Origin of the sequence: Hymenobacter sp. NBH84, from assembly GCF_014217645.1 — a bacterium.
GTDB lineage: Bacteria > Bacteroidota > Bacteroidia > Cytophagales > Hymenobacteraceae > Hymenobacter > Hymenobacter profundi.
Genome location: NZ_CP043648.1, coordinates 60220 through 76096 on the forward strand (window position 1 = coordinate 60220; position 15877 = coordinate 76096).

13 protein-coding genes are annotated in these 15877 nt (G+C 59.9%); 10 read left to right on the top strand and 3 right to left on the bottom strand.

Features of this window, described 5'->3' with window-relative positions; genetic code table 11:
• Nucleotides 1–12: 12 nt before the first annotated feature.
• Nucleotides 13–4419: a CusA/CzcA family heavy metal efflux RND transporter gene (locus tag F1C16_RS22035; RefSeq protein ID WP_185284665.1), complete on the bottom strand. Its 4407-nt coding sequence runs from the start codon at nucleotides 4417–4419 to the stop codon at nucleotides 13–15.
• Between the two features lie 192 nt (nucleotides 4420–4611).
• On the bottom strand, nucleotides 4612–4941 hold the full coding sequence (locus tag F1C16_RS22040) for a DUF6660 family protein (RefSeq protein ID WP_185284666.1): 330 nt from the start codon (nucleotides 4939–4941) through the stop codon (nucleotides 4612–4614).
• A 448-nt stretch (nucleotides 4942–5389) separates the two neighbouring features.
• Here F1C16_RS22040 and F1C16_RS22045 point away from each other — a divergent pair, with 448 nt between their 5' ends.
• From F1C16_RS22045 to F1C16_RS22065, 5 genes are all read left to right on the top strand, one after another.
• Nucleotides 5390–6430 (top strand): ArdC family protein, encoded by a 1041-nt coding sequence (locus F1C16_RS22045; RefSeq protein ID WP_185284667.1) that lies wholly within the window; start codon nucleotides 5390–5392, stop codon nucleotides 6428–6430.
• An 82-nt stretch (nucleotides 6431–6512) separates the two neighbouring features.
• Entirely contained in the window at nucleotides 6513–6809 is a 297-nt protein-coding gene (locus tag F1C16_RS22050; protein ID WP_185284668.1) for a hypothetical protein, read from the top strand.
• Nucleotides 6810–6834: 25 nt separating this feature from the next.
• On the top strand, nucleotides 6835–7122 hold the full coding sequence (locus F1C16_RS22055) for a hypothetical protein (RefSeq protein ID WP_185284669.1): 288 nt from the start codon (nucleotides 6835–6837) through the stop codon (nucleotides 7120–7122).
• Between the two features lie 4 nt (nucleotides 7123–7126).
• Nucleotides 7127–7357, top strand: a complete 231-nt coding sequence (locus F1C16_RS22060) for a hypothetical protein (protein WP_185284670.1) — start codon at nucleotides 7127–7129, stop codon at nucleotides 7355–7357.
• A 74-nt stretch (nucleotides 7358–7431) separates the two neighbouring features.
• Entirely contained in the window at nucleotides 7432–7857 is a 426-nt protein-coding gene (locus F1C16_RS22065) for a hypothetical protein (protein WP_185284671.1), read from the top strand.
• Between the two features lie 732 nt (nucleotides 7858–8589).
• Here F1C16_RS22065 and F1C16_RS22070 read toward each other — a convergent pair.
• A complete protein-coding gene (locus F1C16_RS22070) occupies nucleotides 8590–9375 on the bottom strand; it encodes a ParA family protein (protein WP_185284672.1) in 786 nt (261 codons plus the stop codon).
• Between the two features lie 837 nt (nucleotides 9376–10212).
• Here F1C16_RS22070 and F1C16_RS22075 point away from each other — a divergent pair.
• From F1C16_RS22075 to F1C16_RS22095, 5 genes are all read left to right on the top strand, one after another.
• Entirely contained in the window at nucleotides 10213–10740 is a 528-nt protein-coding gene (locus tag F1C16_RS22075; RefSeq protein WP_185284673.1) for a BfmA/BtgA family mobilization protein, read from the top strand.
• Nucleotides 10741–10746: 6 nt separating this feature from the next.
• The gene (locus F1C16_RS22080; protein ID WP_185284674.1) at nucleotides 10747–11766 is read left to right on the top strand and encodes a DUF5712 family protein; all 1020 of its coding nucleotides are present in this window, start codon (nucleotides 10747–10749) and stop codon (nucleotides 11764–11766) included.
• A 52-nt stretch (nucleotides 11767–11818) separates the two neighbouring features.
• Complete coding sequence (locus F1C16_RS22085) at nucleotides 11819–14146, top strand: TraM recognition domain-containing protein (RefSeq protein ID WP_185284675.1); 2328 nt, start codon at nucleotides 11819–11821, stop codon at nucleotides 14144–14146.
• Nucleotides 14147–14215: 69 nt separating this feature from the next.
• Nucleotides 14216–14485: an antitoxin VbhA family protein gene (locus F1C16_RS22090; protein ID WP_185284676.1), complete on the top strand. Its 270-nt coding sequence runs from the start codon at nucleotides 14216–14218 to the stop codon at nucleotides 14483–14485.
• Nucleotides 14485–15864, top strand: coding sequence for a Fic family protein (locus F1C16_RS22095; protein WP_185284677.1), 1380 nt, complete (start codon nucleotides 14485–14487; stop codon nucleotides 15862–15864). Before F1C16_RS22090 ends, F1C16_RS22095 begins: the two co-directional genes overlap by 1 nt.
• Nucleotides 15865–15877 lie beyond the last annotated feature (13 nt).

A 15877-nucleotide genomic window follows, 5' to 3' on the forward strand; every position in this document is an offset into this window, starting at 1 on the left:
GGAGCTAAAGGCTTATTGAGCGGCAGCGCCCAACAGGTACTCCAGGTCGATGGCGGTTTGGTTGTGTTCGAGCACGGCGTCGAGGTAGGCCGTGCGCACGCTCAGGGCGCGCTCCAGGTTGAGCAATAGCTCCGAGTAGGTGGTTTCGCCGGCCTTGTAGGCGCGCTGGCTGAGGCGCACGATGACGGCGGCTTGGGGCAGGCCAGTCTGCTCGTAGAACTGCACCCGCTGGCGCTGCTCCTGCAGGCGCAGGCGCAGCTCGTCCAATTGGGCGGCAGCTTCGGCCTGGTAGCGCTGGTAGGCCGTCGTGGCAACCTGCTCCTGCAGCTTGGCGGCCTGCACCCGGGCCTTTTGGGGCCCGCGCAACAGCGGAATGGCTATGCCGGCCTGCACGCTCTGGAATCGGTCGCCGGCCCCGTAGGTCGAGGTTTTCCCTTCTATCTCGTAGGTGCCGCGCAAGGATTGGTTGGTGTAGCCCACGGTTAGTTGAGGCAGGGCCTGGGCCTGCTCCACCCGGGTTTCGGCGCGGCGCTCCGCCAGTTGCTGCTGCAGCACCCGGGCCTGCGGGGTGGCAGCCAAAGCCGCCGTATCCGCGGGAACCGTGGGAACAGACAACAGACGCAGGGTGCTGTCGGCAATGGCTACCGGTTGGGCGGTTTGCAACAGCGCCTGCAGCTGGCGCCGGGCAATGGCGTAGTCGGCCCGGGCCCGGGCCAGCAGGTTCCGGGTTTCACCCTGCTGAATCAAGGCGTTGGCCGGCTCTAAGCGGGCTACTTCGCCGGTCTTGAAGCGCAGCTGAGCCGAGCGCAGAAATTCGGTATAGATGCTGTCTTGCCCGCGCAGGGTGCGCAGGCGGTGCCGGGCGTGCACGGCCCGCTCGTAGCTCAGACGCACCTGCCGGCGCAGCTCGGCCTGCACCTGGGCCAGTTGCTGTTCCCGGCCCCCAATCTGGGCCTGGCTTAGGCCGGCCTGCGCCCGGTAGTAGCCAGGCAGGGCCAGGGTCTGGCCGATGCTGAGCAGGTTGTCGGAAAGCGGGGAGTTTACTTGCCCGTAGGTGCCCAGGATGCTGGTGCGGCCCACATCGAAGGAAGTGCGGCGCAGCGCCTGTTGGGCATCCAGGGAGCGTTGAGCAGCCTGCACGGTACCATTGGCCTGCAGCGCTTGCCCCACGGCCTGGGTGGCGGTAATGGGTGCCTGGGCACGGGCAGGCGCACTGAGCAGCAAGCTGCCCAGGAACAGGAGCACCACCACCGAAACTGGCACAGTCGTGGCGGACTGCGGCCTTGCTTCTTCCTGTTGTTTGGACTTGCGTTCGGAAAGCGCGTAGAGCACGGGCAGCACGAGCAGGGTCAGGAGCGTGGCCGTGACCAGCCCGCCGATGACGACTGTGGCCAGGGGGCGTTGCACTTCGGCGCCCGCCGATTGTGACAGGGCCATGGGCAGAAAGCCTAAAGAGGCGACGGTGGCCGTCATGAGCACCGGCCGCAGGCGCACCTGCGTGCCCTCCATTATGCGCTGGTAAAGGTCCGTGCGTCCTTCGTCCTTGAGTTGGTTGAAGTAGCCGATGAGCACGATGCCGTTGAGCACGGCCACCCCGAAGAGGGCGATGAAGCCCACCCCGGCCGAGATGCTGAAGGGCATGCCCCGCAGCCATAAGGCCAGCACCCCGCCGATAGCGGAGAGGGGAATGGCCGTGAAAATCAGCACCGACTGCTTGAGCGACTTGAAGGTGAAGAACAAGAGCACGAAAATCAGCAGCAAGGCCACGGGCACGGCAATGCTCAGCCGCTCGGAGGCCTGGCGCAGGTTCTCGAACTGGCCGCCGTAGGTGGTGTAGTAGCCGGGGGCAAACTTCAGCTGGCGGTCCACTTTGCCCTGCAGCTCCGTGACGACGCTTTCCACGTCGCGGCCCCGCACGTTAAAGGCCACCGTGATGCGGCGCTTGGCGTCGTCCCGCTGAATCTGGTTGGGGCCTTCCTGCAGGTCCACCGTGGCCACCTGCTCCAACGGGATTTGCTCGCCGCCGGGCGTGGCGATGAGCAACTGGCGCACGTTGCCGATGTTGCGGCGCAGCTCGGGGGCCAGGCGCAGCACCACGTCGAAGCGGCGCTCCTGCTCGTAGAGCTGGCCGGCGGTTTGGCCCGCGAAAGCCGTCTGCACCGTGCGGTTCACGTCCTCGGCGTTGAGGCCAAAGCGGGCCAGGCGGTTGCGGTCCAGCTTGACCACAATTTGGGGCAGGCCGGTGACCTGCTCCACGTACACGTCCTCAGCTCCTTCGACCTGCCGCACCAAGCGGGCAGCCTGCTGGGCATAGGAAGCCAGCTGCTGCAGGTTCTCGCCGTAGATTTTGAGCACCACGTCCTGCTTGGCGCCGCTGATGAGCTCGTTGAAGCGCATCTGGATGGGCTGCTGAAAGCCGAAGGTCATGCCCGGAATCACGCTCAGCGCCTTGGCCATCTTCTCGGCCAGCTCCTCCTGCGTGCTCGCGGAGGTCCATTTACTTTTATCCTTCTCCAGAATGACCATCAAGTCCCCGCCTTCGACTGGCATGGGGTCAGTGGGAATCTCGGCTGCCCCGATTTTAGCCACGACCTCCTGCACTTCGGGAAACTGCGTTTTAAGGATAGCCGCGGCCTGCTGGCTTTTCTCCACCGTATAGCTCAGAGAGGAGCCGGTGAGCGTGCGCATTTCGACGGCAAAGTCGCCTTCGGCCAGCTGCGGGATGAATTCGCCGCCCAGGGTGCGAAACAGCAGCAAGGCGCCCGCAAACATCATTACTGCCGCGGACAGCACCACTGCTTTGCGGCGCAGGGCCCATTCCAGCACTGGGCGGTAGCGGGCTTCGAGCCAGTTCATCATCCGGTCCGAGAAGTTGCGCTTCACTTCCGTGGAGCGGCTTAGGGCCAGCGCCGACATCATGGGCACGTAGGTCAAGGAGAGGATGAAGGCACCGAGGATGGCAAAGGCTACCGTTTCGGCCATGGGTCGGAACATCTTGCCCTCGATGCCGGCCAGGGCTAGCAGGGGCAGGTATACAATCAGGATGATGATTTCGCCGAAAGCGGCCGAGGAGCGGATTTTGCTGGCGGCCTGGTAGGTTTCCTCGTTCATCTGGGCCGAGGTGAGGCGGTTGCCCGGGACCCGCAGCTGCCCGCCATGCAGGCGGTGCACGATGGCTTCGACGATGATGACCGCGCCGTCCACCACCAGACCAAAGTCAATGGCCCCGAGTGAGAGCAAATTGCCCGAGACGCCGAAGAGGCGCATCATGCTGATGGCAAAAAGCATGGCCAGCGGAATAACGGAGGCCACAACCAGGCCCGCCCGCCAGTTACCCAGAAACAGCACCAGCACGAAGAGCACAATCAGGGCCCCTTCAATCAGGTTGGTTTTCACGGTGCTGATGGCCCGACCCACCAGGTCAGAGCGGTCCAGGTACACGTCGATGGTCACCCCTTCCGGCAGGGACTTGCGCACGGTTTGCATGCGCTGCTTGACCGACTTAATGACTTCGTTGGCGTTGGCACCCTTGAGCATGAGCACAAGCCCGCCCGTCACTTCGCCTTCGTTGTTACGGGTCATGGCCCCGTAGCGTACGGCTGAGCCCAGGCCCACGTCGGCCACGTCGCGCACCAGGACGGGCATGCCACCGGCGGTGCTGCGCACGACGATGTTGCCCAGGTCGGCGGCGTTCTCGGCCAGCCCTTCGGTGCGGATAAAGTAGGCCGTGGGCTTCTGGTCGAGGTAGGCCCCGCCGGCGTTCTGGTTGTTGCGCGATACCGCTTGGTACACTTGCTCGGTGGTGACGTTCAACGAGCGCAGGCGCGTGGGGTCCAGCCGGATTTCAAACTGCTTGAGTTCCCCGCCGAAGCTAGCCACGTCGGCCACGCCGGGCGTGCCCAGCAGCTGGCGGCGCACAATCCAGTCCTGAATAGTGCGCAGCTCACGGGCGTCGTACTTCTTCTCGAAACCGGGTTTGGCGCGCACCAGGTACTGATACACTTCGCCCAGGCCGGTGCTGACGGGGGCCATTTCCGGCCGGCCGATGCTTTCGGGAATCTGGCTTTCGGCCTCGCGCAGACGCTCGGCGACTTGTTGGCGGGCCCAGTAAATGTCCACTTGGTCCTCGAAGACGATGGTGACCACGGAGAGGCCAAAGCGGGAGAAGGAACGAACTTCCTCGCGGCCGGGAATGGTGGCCAAGCTCTGCTCGACGGGAAAGGACACGAGGCGCTCAATGTCGCTGGCGGCCAGCGAGGGGGCCACCGTGTAGACGACGACCTGGTTGGTGGTGATGTCCGGCACCGCGTCAATCGGCAGCCGGCTCAGCGAGTAACTGCCCCAGGCCACGAGGGCCAGCGTCAGCAGCCCGATGATGAGCTTGTTGTGAATAGAAAAATGAATCAGCCGGTCAAACATCCGTTGCTGTGGGGGTTAGGTCTAACGCTTCCGTGAAACCCTGCGGCCCGACAATTCCGGCTTACCAAGCGGGAACGACTAGGACCTGACGCACCCGAAGACCGACGCTGCGCGACGGAATGCCCGGCATACCCAGTTCACACAGAAACGGGCCGCCCGGCGAGGGTGGTTAGCAGGAAAAAGAGGGAAGAGTTAGGCCTGTGGCGGTTGCCACACAACACCAGATGCCCGGGTAGGTGCCCCAACGACCAGCGAGCCGTGTTGGGGGCTGCTGCCCCATTCCACCGGGGGTGGGTAATCAGCCAGCGAGGGGCTGGTCAGGCTGACTACAGCCCCGCCGCAGCAGTGGCATTGGCAAAGCGGCGAGCACCAGTCGCCCAAGGCATCGGTGTCGCTAGCGGCGTGGGAGGCCGCGGCAACGGTGGTTTGCGTCTGGTCCTGGCGCACAACTTCTTCGTCTGTACAAGTCAGGGTCGACAGGCAGGCGAAGTAAAAGGCAAAAAACAATGACAGCAGGCGCATGATGCGGCGAAGGTAATAAATCTCAGGCGGTAGGTGCAGCTTTTACCAGTTAAGGCGGGCAAAGGTTCCTTAGCAAGCGAAGACTGTCACTACCCGAAAGGATAGGTTTTATAAGTCAAGTGGTAAAGCTGAGCAGGTGGGCGCGCTCTCACGGGGCTCGGCTGTTCGAGGCTGCAAATTTGCCTACTGTGCTTCGCACTGAACCGTCCACCCCTCATGCACATTTTCAACGATGCTACGCCAACCCCTGCGGCGAGCACGCATTAGGCACCCTTCGGTAACGACGCTTACGATTGGGGCAGTGGGGAAAAAAGGCAGAGCAGATGCTGAAACCGGAAGCTTAATTATTTGTATAAAATACGATTAATAATTGTATAAAATGCAACTAAAGCGTGCCGTTATTCGTTTAATAAGTATAACAAACAAACGGAATAACAGCTCTTTAGCCATGAAAAAGACCAGCAAGCCCGCCGTCAAGAAAGCAGCCAAAACGACCACTGCCCGCCCCGACGTGTATCAGATTGTGACGGACCGGATTATTTCGGCGCTGGAGGGTGGCATCATTCCGTGGCGCAAGCCGTGGAACGCGGTCTATGGCCTCCCCCGCAACTATGCCACGGGCCGAGTATACAGCGGCATCAACCTGTTTCTGCTGCATTTCAGTGGTGCCCTGCCCTTTTTCATGACTTTTAAGCAGGCGCTGGCCTTGGGCGGCAACGTGCGCAAAGGGGCTAAGGGCCACCAAGTCGTTTACTACAACCTCAGCAAGCGCGAGAACAAGGAAACCGGCAAAGAGGAGAAAATGCCCTTTTTGAAATATTACACCGTGTTTTCAGTGGAAGACATTGAAGGCATCGACTTCAACTTGCCCGAAGTGCCCAAGCGGGAATTTACCCCCAGCGAGGTAGCCGAAGGCATTGTAGAAGCGTGGGACGGCAAGCCTGCCATTGAGCACTTGCACCAGCGCGCTTACTACTCTCCTTCGCTGGACTTTGTGAATATGCCCAAGCCGGAAACGTTCACCACATCAGAGGGCTTCTACCAAACCCTATTCCACGAGCTGACCCACAGCACGGGCCACAAGGCCCGACTTGACCGAGAAGAGCTGACCGCCGGCGAAGGCAAGCAGAGCACGAGCTACGCCCGGGAGGAGCTGACGGCCGAAATGGGCGCATCATTCCTGAGTGCCGCGGCCGGCATTGCCACCGAGCAAACGGAGGAAAACGCCGTGGCCTACATCCAAAGCTGGTTGGAGCGCCTGAAAAATGACAAGCAGCTAGTGGTTAAAGCCGCCAGCAAGGCCCAAGCCGCCGCCCGCATGATTCTGGGCACTACGGAGGAGCCCGAAGGCGAAGGCGAGGAACAGCCCACGCCAGCAGCGGAGCCGCTGCCAGCAGTTGAATCGGTGGCCCGTGAGTCCGCCGCAATCCTCGACGACACGGACCGCGAATTTTTGGCCGCTGAGCTGAGCTGGTTGCAGCCGCTGTAGTCCACTAGAGCTAGGAGCAGCGCCCGAGCTGCTCCTAGCTCTAGCCTTAACTCTAGCCATAAACTCTCACTTTTTATAAGTCATGAAGCACGCCTTTTCAAGCACCGCCACCGCCGCCACGACAGGGAGCCAGCCAGTAGACGTGCAGTGCGGTTGGGACCGGATTCTACAGCACCATTTCCTCACGGTTTGCGAGGCCGGCAAGTTGCCCGAAGGCATCATCTATACCAGCTTGCTGGAGCGCGGCGGTGGGTTGCCCGACGTGGACACCGTCGCGGAACAGCTGGAAAAATTGGGCATTGAAGCCCCTGCTGGCTTTTACGAGCGAATTTATCTTGATGAAGCATTTAACGAGGGAAACGGATTCAAGCAGTGGTAGCCCCTTCCCGTCTAAAGCCCGAGCCATGAAAGCCAGCGAAGCCCCGACCATCCAAAGCCCGGCGTGGAACCAGTACCGCAGCCAGGTAATTGCCGCAATTGCCGATGTGGAGGTGCTGATGCACCAGCTTGATAAAGGGATAAACAGCGAGGTGCTGACCGAGGAAGTAGCCCAGCGGCTCGGGATGGAAATTGACACGCCGGCCGCTTACGAGGCGCTGCTGAAGCTTGTGAAAGCCACCCGGCAGATTGCCCGCGAGGGCTTACGCCGCACCTGCGAGCTTCAGGGCGGGCAATTCTCACTAGCACTCTAATTCTATGAGCAGCCCCCTAACCACCATCAAGCACACGTCCCGCCACGTTCAGCAGGCGCTTTTAAATAATTGCTGGTACGTGTACCACCTAGCGGCCACCGTCGAGGGAGAGCCGGCAACGGAAGCAGCCCGGGTGTACCAGGCTCGGACCAAGCAGGGACGGTTTCAGGTACGCCACCTCAAAACCGGCCAGTGGCACGACGTAGCCCCAGCCGACCTGCTTTTTCAGCAATAGGCCCTCCCCTCCCCTACTCCGAACCTTTAACTCAGGCGGGCTTACCCAGCCGCCTTTTACTTCCCGAGCACGCCATGAATCAGCTCCCTCCGTTTCACTCTCCTGCCACGGGCTTCCCTGCGCAGGAGGCCTACTTGGCCATTGAGCTCAAACCCCTCGACAAGGCCGAAAAACAGCGCTTAGAGCAACTTCGTCGCTACGTCCAGGCCCACGTGCACCAGGTTGATTTACGTGACCTTGCCCCGGCCGTGCGGGAGTTGATGGGCGCGGGTTACCAGGTGGGTAGCGGTAGCTCCCACGTCTGGATTAAGCGGCTCACGGACGACCCTGAACCCGCTGCCCCGGAAAGGCTGGCTATCGTGGCAGACCGGCTGACAACCGCCTTTCGGGATTGGTATGAGCCCAAGTTGCCAAGCGGGCCCCGCTTAAGCATTCGCCCAGAAGAAGGGTTGCCGATAGCCGGCCAGCATCATATGACCGGCAACACCGTGACTCGTTGATTCTAGTGATGAGTATCGTCGGATACTGGGCTTTATTCCCCACCGCCCAAAAGCAAGGGCAGCCCCATTAGGAGCTGCCCTTGTTTATTCATGGGAAACCGCCGCGCCGGATTCGCTGGCTAGGCAAAATGTCGGCGACCAAACCGGCCATTACTTCTTGGCCAGCTTGTAGATTAAGCTAGTTGGCCGCGGGTAGCTTGCCCTGCTTGCGAAGGTGCGCTTCGTAGTGCCGGTGGGCAGCGTGTATATAGCCGATGATGTTGGTTGGCATGTCCGGCCCTTTGGGAAGCTGAACGATAATCTTGCGAATCTCGGACCAGACAGATTCCGCAATTCTTACCCCTTTTAGCTCCCCTGCTGGCTCCGCGTCCGCAGCTGCTGGCTTTCGACCGCGAGGGCGGCGTTCAACCGGTGCGGGAGCCACAATAGGTGCAGCGGGTGCCGCAGCCGCCACTGGCTGCGCAGCGGCGGGGGCCGGTGCTGGCTCTGGCGCAACTTGAACCGCAGGCGCTGGCACCGGTGCAGGCGCTGGCTCTGGAGTTGCTACCGCGGCTGGGACGGCCGCAGCTTCCCTTTGAGCGGGCTCAGCCGGAGCACTCGGTTTTACTTCTGCCTCCAGTCGGGTTTGCTCCCCTCCCATTCCGGCCCGGGCTTCGGCCCGTAATGCTTCATCAACCGGGATGCGTTTCCGGGGGCCTTCGATTTTTGCCTTGACAAATGGAGACTTCGCCATTACTTGGTTTCGGTTGGGGTGGTGGTTTCGGTTGTTTCTTCCTGCTCGGCGGCTACTTCCTCAGATTTGCGTTTGGGCAGGTCCAGCTTCTCAATCAGCTCGTCGCACACGCGCCGGATTTCCTCCGAGCTGTCCTTAGTGCCCCCGGCATAGTTGCGGAACGCTGGGGTGAGAAGGCTATGCAGCGTCGAGGCCCGGCTGTAAACCATGCGGTGGCTGAGGTAGGATTGAAAGCGCGACAAGCCCAGCTCATCGATGTAGTCGTCCATCTCTTTCTCTTCCCGCCGCCCGGCAATCCGCTTTGTGGCGAGGCCGAAGTATTGAAAATCCACGTCGGCCTTGTCAGCAGCCTTTTTCAAGGCCTCCAGGATGCCCATGAATTCAGCCGTAGAAGCTCGGTCGAGGTAATCTGATACCAGCGGCACTATCACCGCGTCGCAGCCGGTGAGCGCGTTGAAAACGTCTTCACCGTCGGCCCGGCCGGGAATGTCGATAATGATAAGGTCGTAGTCGTTCTCCGGATTGTCGATGAAGTCAAAGATGCTTTTCAGCGACATCGGGAAGACATCGTAGGGATAAGTAGCATTCGGGTCCGTTTCCTGCAGGATGGCCAGGCTGGGCTCGTCCAGCTGCTTGCGGGTTTTAACGATGCTCTGCTGGTAGTCACAATCCAGAATTGCGATTTTCAAGCCGTACTCGGTGGCCAAAGGAGCCGCCAGGACAAGGGCCAGAGTAGACTTGCCAGAGCCGCCTTTTTGAGTGGCAAAGCTGATGACTTTCGACATAGGGTAACGGGTTAGAAGGTGTTGGCGCGGATACCTCCGGATGGTCAAGCCGAAGACGAAGCAAATGTAATCGGAAATGTCGTAAAGTAGTAAAGTCGCCTTGTTGTAAAGTTGCTAAGTAGTAATAGCAATAAGTTGCAATGTCGTAAAAACTATAAGTAGTAAATACAGCTTGTTGTAAAATGCAAATGTCGTAAAGTAGTAAAGTTGCATAGCTGCCCTACGTTGAATCTTCGATAGGTAGTAAAGTTGCATTGTCGTAAAGTAGTAAGTTAATTATTTCGGGGAATGTGGCTTAGTCGTAAAGTAGTAATGTCGTAAAGTAGTAATATAAATAATCGCCACAAACTGGTGGGTATGATATGGGCTCCTATTGCATAGTGTTCTATTGTCGTAAAGTTGTAATGTAGTAAAGTAGTAAAATAAATATAAAAGGCCGTTTGCTAGTCTGTGATGCAGGATTTAGAAAGCAACTGGTGTAAGGATGGAAGAATAAGCTAACCCGACAGGAGAAGGGAGCAGGTCAGGTAGGGGAGTACTTAGACAAGAAGTAACGGAGAATTGTGAATAGGCAGCCTAGAATAAAAAAGCCAACCTAATTCCACAGGCGATACGTATCCAGGGTTCTGAAACAGTTCTGAAAATATTCTAAAACGCTTCTGAATAGTGCGTGTAGTTTGCTTAGCAAGAAGAGTAGCACAATTACATGGCTAAGCCTTTGTAATTGAGCTACTTATGATTCAGCAGAGCTGAAACTTGTAGGTTTGAATTCATAACTATCTGATTAGCAGGTTTGAAATAACCTAGCGGAGCTGGCCAAAGCTTAGTTTTTAACCTATGCCGACGAACCCCGGAACGAAGAGTGTCAATGTGCCTGCGGAGACCCATCACTTGCTCAGTAAAGAGGCCAAACGGCTGCAGATAAGTCAAGCTGATTACACCGGAGCGGCTATTCGCTACTTCGCCGAGCGAGGGTTGCATCCGGTGGAGGACGTGGCCCGCGAAGGCCAGCTGATAATGCAACAGGTGAAGAAGCTAGGGGACCGCGTGTTTGGCTACTTGCAGGAAGAGGAGCGCAGCTTGCTAATCCCGATGCTGGCGGAGATGCTGCGCAGTCGCGTGACGTTAGAGCGCGTGCTGCGCCTGAATGAAATCCTAGTAAACAACCTGACGCAACAGCTCAATGACCTTCCCGCAACTCAGCTTAATGAGCAGCGGGAAGGCCTCAAAAAGCTCCGGGCGCAGAACGAAGAGATGATAGACCGGCAGGTAAATGAGGCATTGATTAGTGCTCAGAAGGAAGGTGTTGGCAAGCTGAAAGCAGAGGAGCAAATGGGTAAAAGTGCCTCCGCGCTGAGTCAATAACTGCCCATGTATGTCAAGCTAATCAACCCCGCTACGCACGGGAAAGCCGCTTATAGTAACAGCGGGAGCAGCGCTCAAACGCTCAATTATCTGAAGCAGGAAGCCGGCCGGGATGGGGAAGAAGCCTCGTTTTTCGGGGCGGACCGCGACGGCCTCAGCGCTGCTGAACTGCGGCAGGAGATTGATTCCAACGTCAAGGGATTGCGGGCCACCGACGCCAAATTCTACTCCCTGGTTATTAGCCCCAGCGAGTCGGAGTTGCTGCACATCGACAACGACGAGGACAAGCTGAAGAACTACACCCGGCAGGCGATGGAGCAATACGCCGCGAACTTCCAGCTAAAGGACGGGCGGCAGCTTAGCAGCCAGGATTTGGTTTGGGGAGCTACGATTCACCGGGAGCGCAGCTACCGGGGTACGGACCCAGAGGTGAGCACCGGCAAAGCCAAGGTAGGGGAGCAGCGGCCAGGCTTGCAGACCCATATTCACGTCGTTGTGAGTGCCCGCGATGCGGAGCAGAAAATAACGCTCAACCCCGGAGGACGCCGCAACCGCTTTGACCTGATGAAGTGGCAGGCCGCCGCCGGCCAGCAGTTTGAAAAGCAGTTCGGCTACACGGCCCAAGCGCACGAAAAGCTGCGGCCCAAGCAGCGCGACGCCAGCCGCGATGCCGGGCGCGCCGCCAAGATTGGAGAGCGGGTAGCCGCCCTCAACCTGCGGGTAACAAAGGAGGAACTGTTGGACCCGCAGCGGGTGCAGCAGATTGCCCAGGGCCGCGAGTACGACAAGACCTTTTACCGCTCCCTGGCCACCATTGAGCGGCGGGCGCAGCAGGGGCAGCCCATCGATAACGCTTACCACCTGCTGCGCACGGGCCGGGAGCGTCCGGAGCCCCAACGCGCCGCCAGCACCATGCTACAGGCCGTGCAACAAGCGGTGCGGTCAAATACCGGCCGCGAGGAACAGACCGAGCACATCAGCGAGAAAAAAGGCCGCCACAGTGCTGAGCTGGACATTGAAATGTAGGGCGGCCGCCGCCCCTAATCCACTCCCTAAACAAACTTCCTTTCCCGACCCTATGAGCAGTCAAGCACCCCGGCCCGCGGCCAGCACGCAAAACGCGGGACTCATCATTGTCCTGCTGTTGCTGGCCGTCATCGGCGGCGACTACTACGTGCTTATGCACGGCCCCGAGGTTGCCGAAGCCCGCAGGGTTCAGCTAGCCCAGACGGCGGAAGTCCCGGCTGAAAACCTGACTCCCAAGCAGCGGCTGGCCGCAACGACGGCGCGGTTTGCAGAGCGGCAGCGCCAGGCGCGCATTGCCAAAGCCGAAGCAGCGGCCAGCCCGGTGATAGGGGAGGGGGCCGCGAGCGGCGCGGTTGCCATCACGCATTCCACCGACCAGGCGCTTACCAAAACCAAAACCGGGGCCGATGCCTTAGCGAAAGCCGGCAACAGCATCGGCAGCAAACTGCTGGTGAAAGCAGCCAGGTTTTACGGGCCCGCCGGGGTGTACCTGCGCGGGCTGTTGCTGCTGGCCGGGCTTGTGCTGGTATTCGTTCAGAAAGCCCCTCAGACGAAGCCCGGACAGGCCAAGCGCAAACCCATCGACCCAAAGGCGCTGCGCATCGTGGCGGGCCTGTCCGGGGCCGTATTCGTGGCGGCTGGCTACGCGCTGCTGAACATGCACCACTACCCGCCGGGCTTCATTGAGTATGGGTATCCCGGCGCCGCCGTTGCCGTGTTGGGCAGTGGGGGACTAGTGGGCCTGCTGTGGGCGACGACTAAAAAGCCGGCCTTTGGGCTGAGCACTGAGCGCAAGAAGGTGGAGAGCCCGGATGCGGTGTACTTCCCGACGGCGGACGGGGGCTGGATTACCATTGCCAATCCATTCCGGGGCACCATGGTCCTCGGCGGCGCCGGCGCGGGCAAGACCTACTCAATAGGGGAGCCGCTGATTGAGCAGTTTGCCTACAAGAACTTCGCCGGCCTGGTGTACGATTTCAAGTTCCCGGTGCTGGCCGAGGCCATGCAGAAAGCCCTGGTACTGGCTGAGCGCCGGAAGGAGCGTGAGCAGCAGCAGGCCGATAGCTACGCGGACAGCATCCAGGGAAAGCTGCAAGCCCGGCTGACTTCTCTGCTTACCAAGCCTGAGCCGAAGCCAGCCGAGGAGCCGCCCGTGCAGCTGCACATCATCAACTTCCGGGACCTGACGCGCAGTGAGCGGGTGAACCCGTTGCGGCCGGCCGACATGCCGGTGGTGGCCTTTGCCGAGGAGTACAGCAAAGCCATCATCAACAACCTGAACCCATCCAGCATCCGCAAGATGGAGTTCTTTGATACCAGTTCAGTCGCTTACCTGACCGGCATCATCTGGTTTTACAAAAAGCACTACCCGCAGTACTGCACCATTCCCCACGTTGTGGCCACGGCGATGTACAAGGACTATACCCACGTGCTGAGCATGCTGGAAACCGACCTGGAATGCGGTGACCAAGCGCGTAGCCTTATCTCGGCGGTGCAGACCCGGGCCGACAAGCAGGTGGGCGCGGTGCTGGGCACCCTGCAGGTGAACCTGACCAAGATTAACAGCCCCGAGGTAGTGTGGGTGCTGACCCCGGACGAGGAAAACGGGGAAGGGTTTTCGCTGGACCTGAACAACAGGAAAAGCCCCAAGCTGCTGTGCATCGGCAACGACCCGACGCTGAAGGACACGTTTTCCCCGGTGGTCAGCTGCGTGATTACCGTGGCCCTGAAGCTGATGAACCAGCAGAATAAGCATCGCAGCTACGTGTTTCTTGATGAAGCCGCGACCGTCTACGTGCCAGGCCTGGAAGTGATACCGGCCACGGCCCGCAGCAACAAGGTGGCGATGGTGTACATGACGCAGGATTTGAGCCAGATGACGGACGCCTACGGCAAGGAGAAAATGCAGGTCATGGTTTCCAACCTCAACAACCAGTTTTTCGGCAAGGTGAACTCGCTGGAAACGGCCAAGTTCATTTCCGAGCTGGTGGGCCGCGAGGACAAGGAAATGGTGAGCACAAGCACCGGCACCAGCCAGGGGAGGGGAGCGCGCAACAATTCCACCAATCAAAGCACCAGCTACCAAGAGCGCAGCCTGGTGCGGGTGCAGGACACCATCGGGCTGCAGCAGGGCGAGTTTATTGGGCAGACGGTGGAAACGGGCAGCACCTTTTTCCAGGGCACCATTTCCCGGTCCGATGCCACGCAGGAGCAGTTTCCCCTGCACCAGATGGTGAGCTTCGGCGGCCCCAATGAGGAACCGGCCAGCGCCCTTTCCCGCACGGTGCAGGAGAACTTCCTGCGGGTGCGCCAGGAGGTAAAAGAAACCTTGGCCAAGCACGTAAACACCTTAGCAGGAGGGACAAAAACTGATGCTTAAAACGGCCTGAAAGCGATGATTGAGGCCTTTTTTACGTTATAGAAGTACCATTTCACCTTCCCCAAAGCCATGACCAAGACCTTCTTCGCGCCCGCTCCGGCCGGCCTCACTGCCGAGCAGCTAGCCGCCCGCCAGCAGCGGGAGCACGACAGCAACAACGCCATTGCCACGATGATGAGCAACGGCCCCGCCCCCAGCCCGGAGGCCCTGGCGCTGATGCAGCGCCACGTCGACGGGGAGCTGACCATCGAGCAGGTCATCGAGATGACCGACGAGATGCTGAAGGCCCGCTACGCGGCAAAAGCGGCGGCCGGTACTACCCCGAAAGAAGAGCACTAATGGCGGTGCTCAATGACCGGTTCAGCGACGAGCACGGTGTTCGGCTGAACAAGCTCGGGATTACCAACGGGGAGGATTTGGCGCAAGCTGAATCCGACTCCTCTATTCCTCGTCTGAAACTGCTCAATCAGCAGGGCGGCATCCAAGGTGGGCAGTACGACCAGGCCCACTTAAAGCAAATTCATGAGCGGCTGTTTGGGGGCGTGTACCAGTGGGCCGGGGAAACCCGGGCGGACCGCGAGTTTCAGGGGCACAAGGATACCCGAGTCACCGGCTTTCGGGAAACCATGACGTACGCACCCTACAAGGAAATCCCTGAGCGACTGGATGCCATCGGCGCACAGCTTAACAAGGAGAACAACCTGAAAGGCTTATCGGCCGAGCAGTTTGCTGAGCGCGCCGCCTATTACCTAGACCAGTACAACCACACGCACGCGTTTCGGGACGGAAACGGCCGGACCATTCAGGCCACCTTTACGCAGCTTGGTAAAGAGGCGGGCTACGACGTGGACTTTAACCGGGCCAGCCCCGAGATTCTGAACCGCAGCCGGGACCTGGCCATTGTGCGGCAGTACCCGCCGGCCGAGGCGGAGAAGAACCTGCAGCCGCTGAAAGCGATGTTTCAGCAAATCATTACCCCCACCCCAGGGGCAGTAGGGGAGGAGCTGCGCCACCCCAGCCAGGCCGTAACGCCCATCCCGGAGCTAAGCCCGGCCATGAAGGCGATGGATGCGCGGCGGGAACTGGAGGTGACTGGCTACCGGACGGCCAGCATTGTGGCCAACATGCCCGGCGCCGGCAACCGCGAGCAGGGCATCAGGCTTGGCCAGCAGGTCGAGGCCGTGAATCTTGACCCCCAAGCCATCCAGGGAACAGTTATTACCGAGTTTCAGCAGGCCGCCGATAAGGTTCTAAAGCACCCGGCCATGAAGGATACCCCACTGGACTTAGCCGACGCCCAGCGTCTGAAAGTGGCCTCGGTGCAAGTGCTGCAGCTGGCCGAAGGCAAGGAGCTGGTGACCCCGCAAAGGCAGAAGCAGCCGAGTACTGCAGAGCTCAAAAGTCACGCGGAGGCGCAGCCCGTATTTGCCGCCGCTGCCCGCGAAGTAGCCAAGGTGCTGGAAGCCCACGGCCAAGGGCCGGCCGGAGCCCGCTTGCGGGAAGTAGCAAAAGACGTGGAACGCAACCCGGTCATTGTCGGACCCAACGCCGAGAGTCTTAAAAAGTCGCTTGAGCTAGCCGAGAAACTGCCAGGGATTGGCAGCAACAAGTTTCTGGCTGAATTGCGTAGCTCATCCAGGATTCTGGAAAAGGCTCTTCATACCCAGGAGCGCGGTAGTATCAGCGCTGGCCGCAGCAGCGCAGGCATTGAACGCTAACCCTCGTACCTTA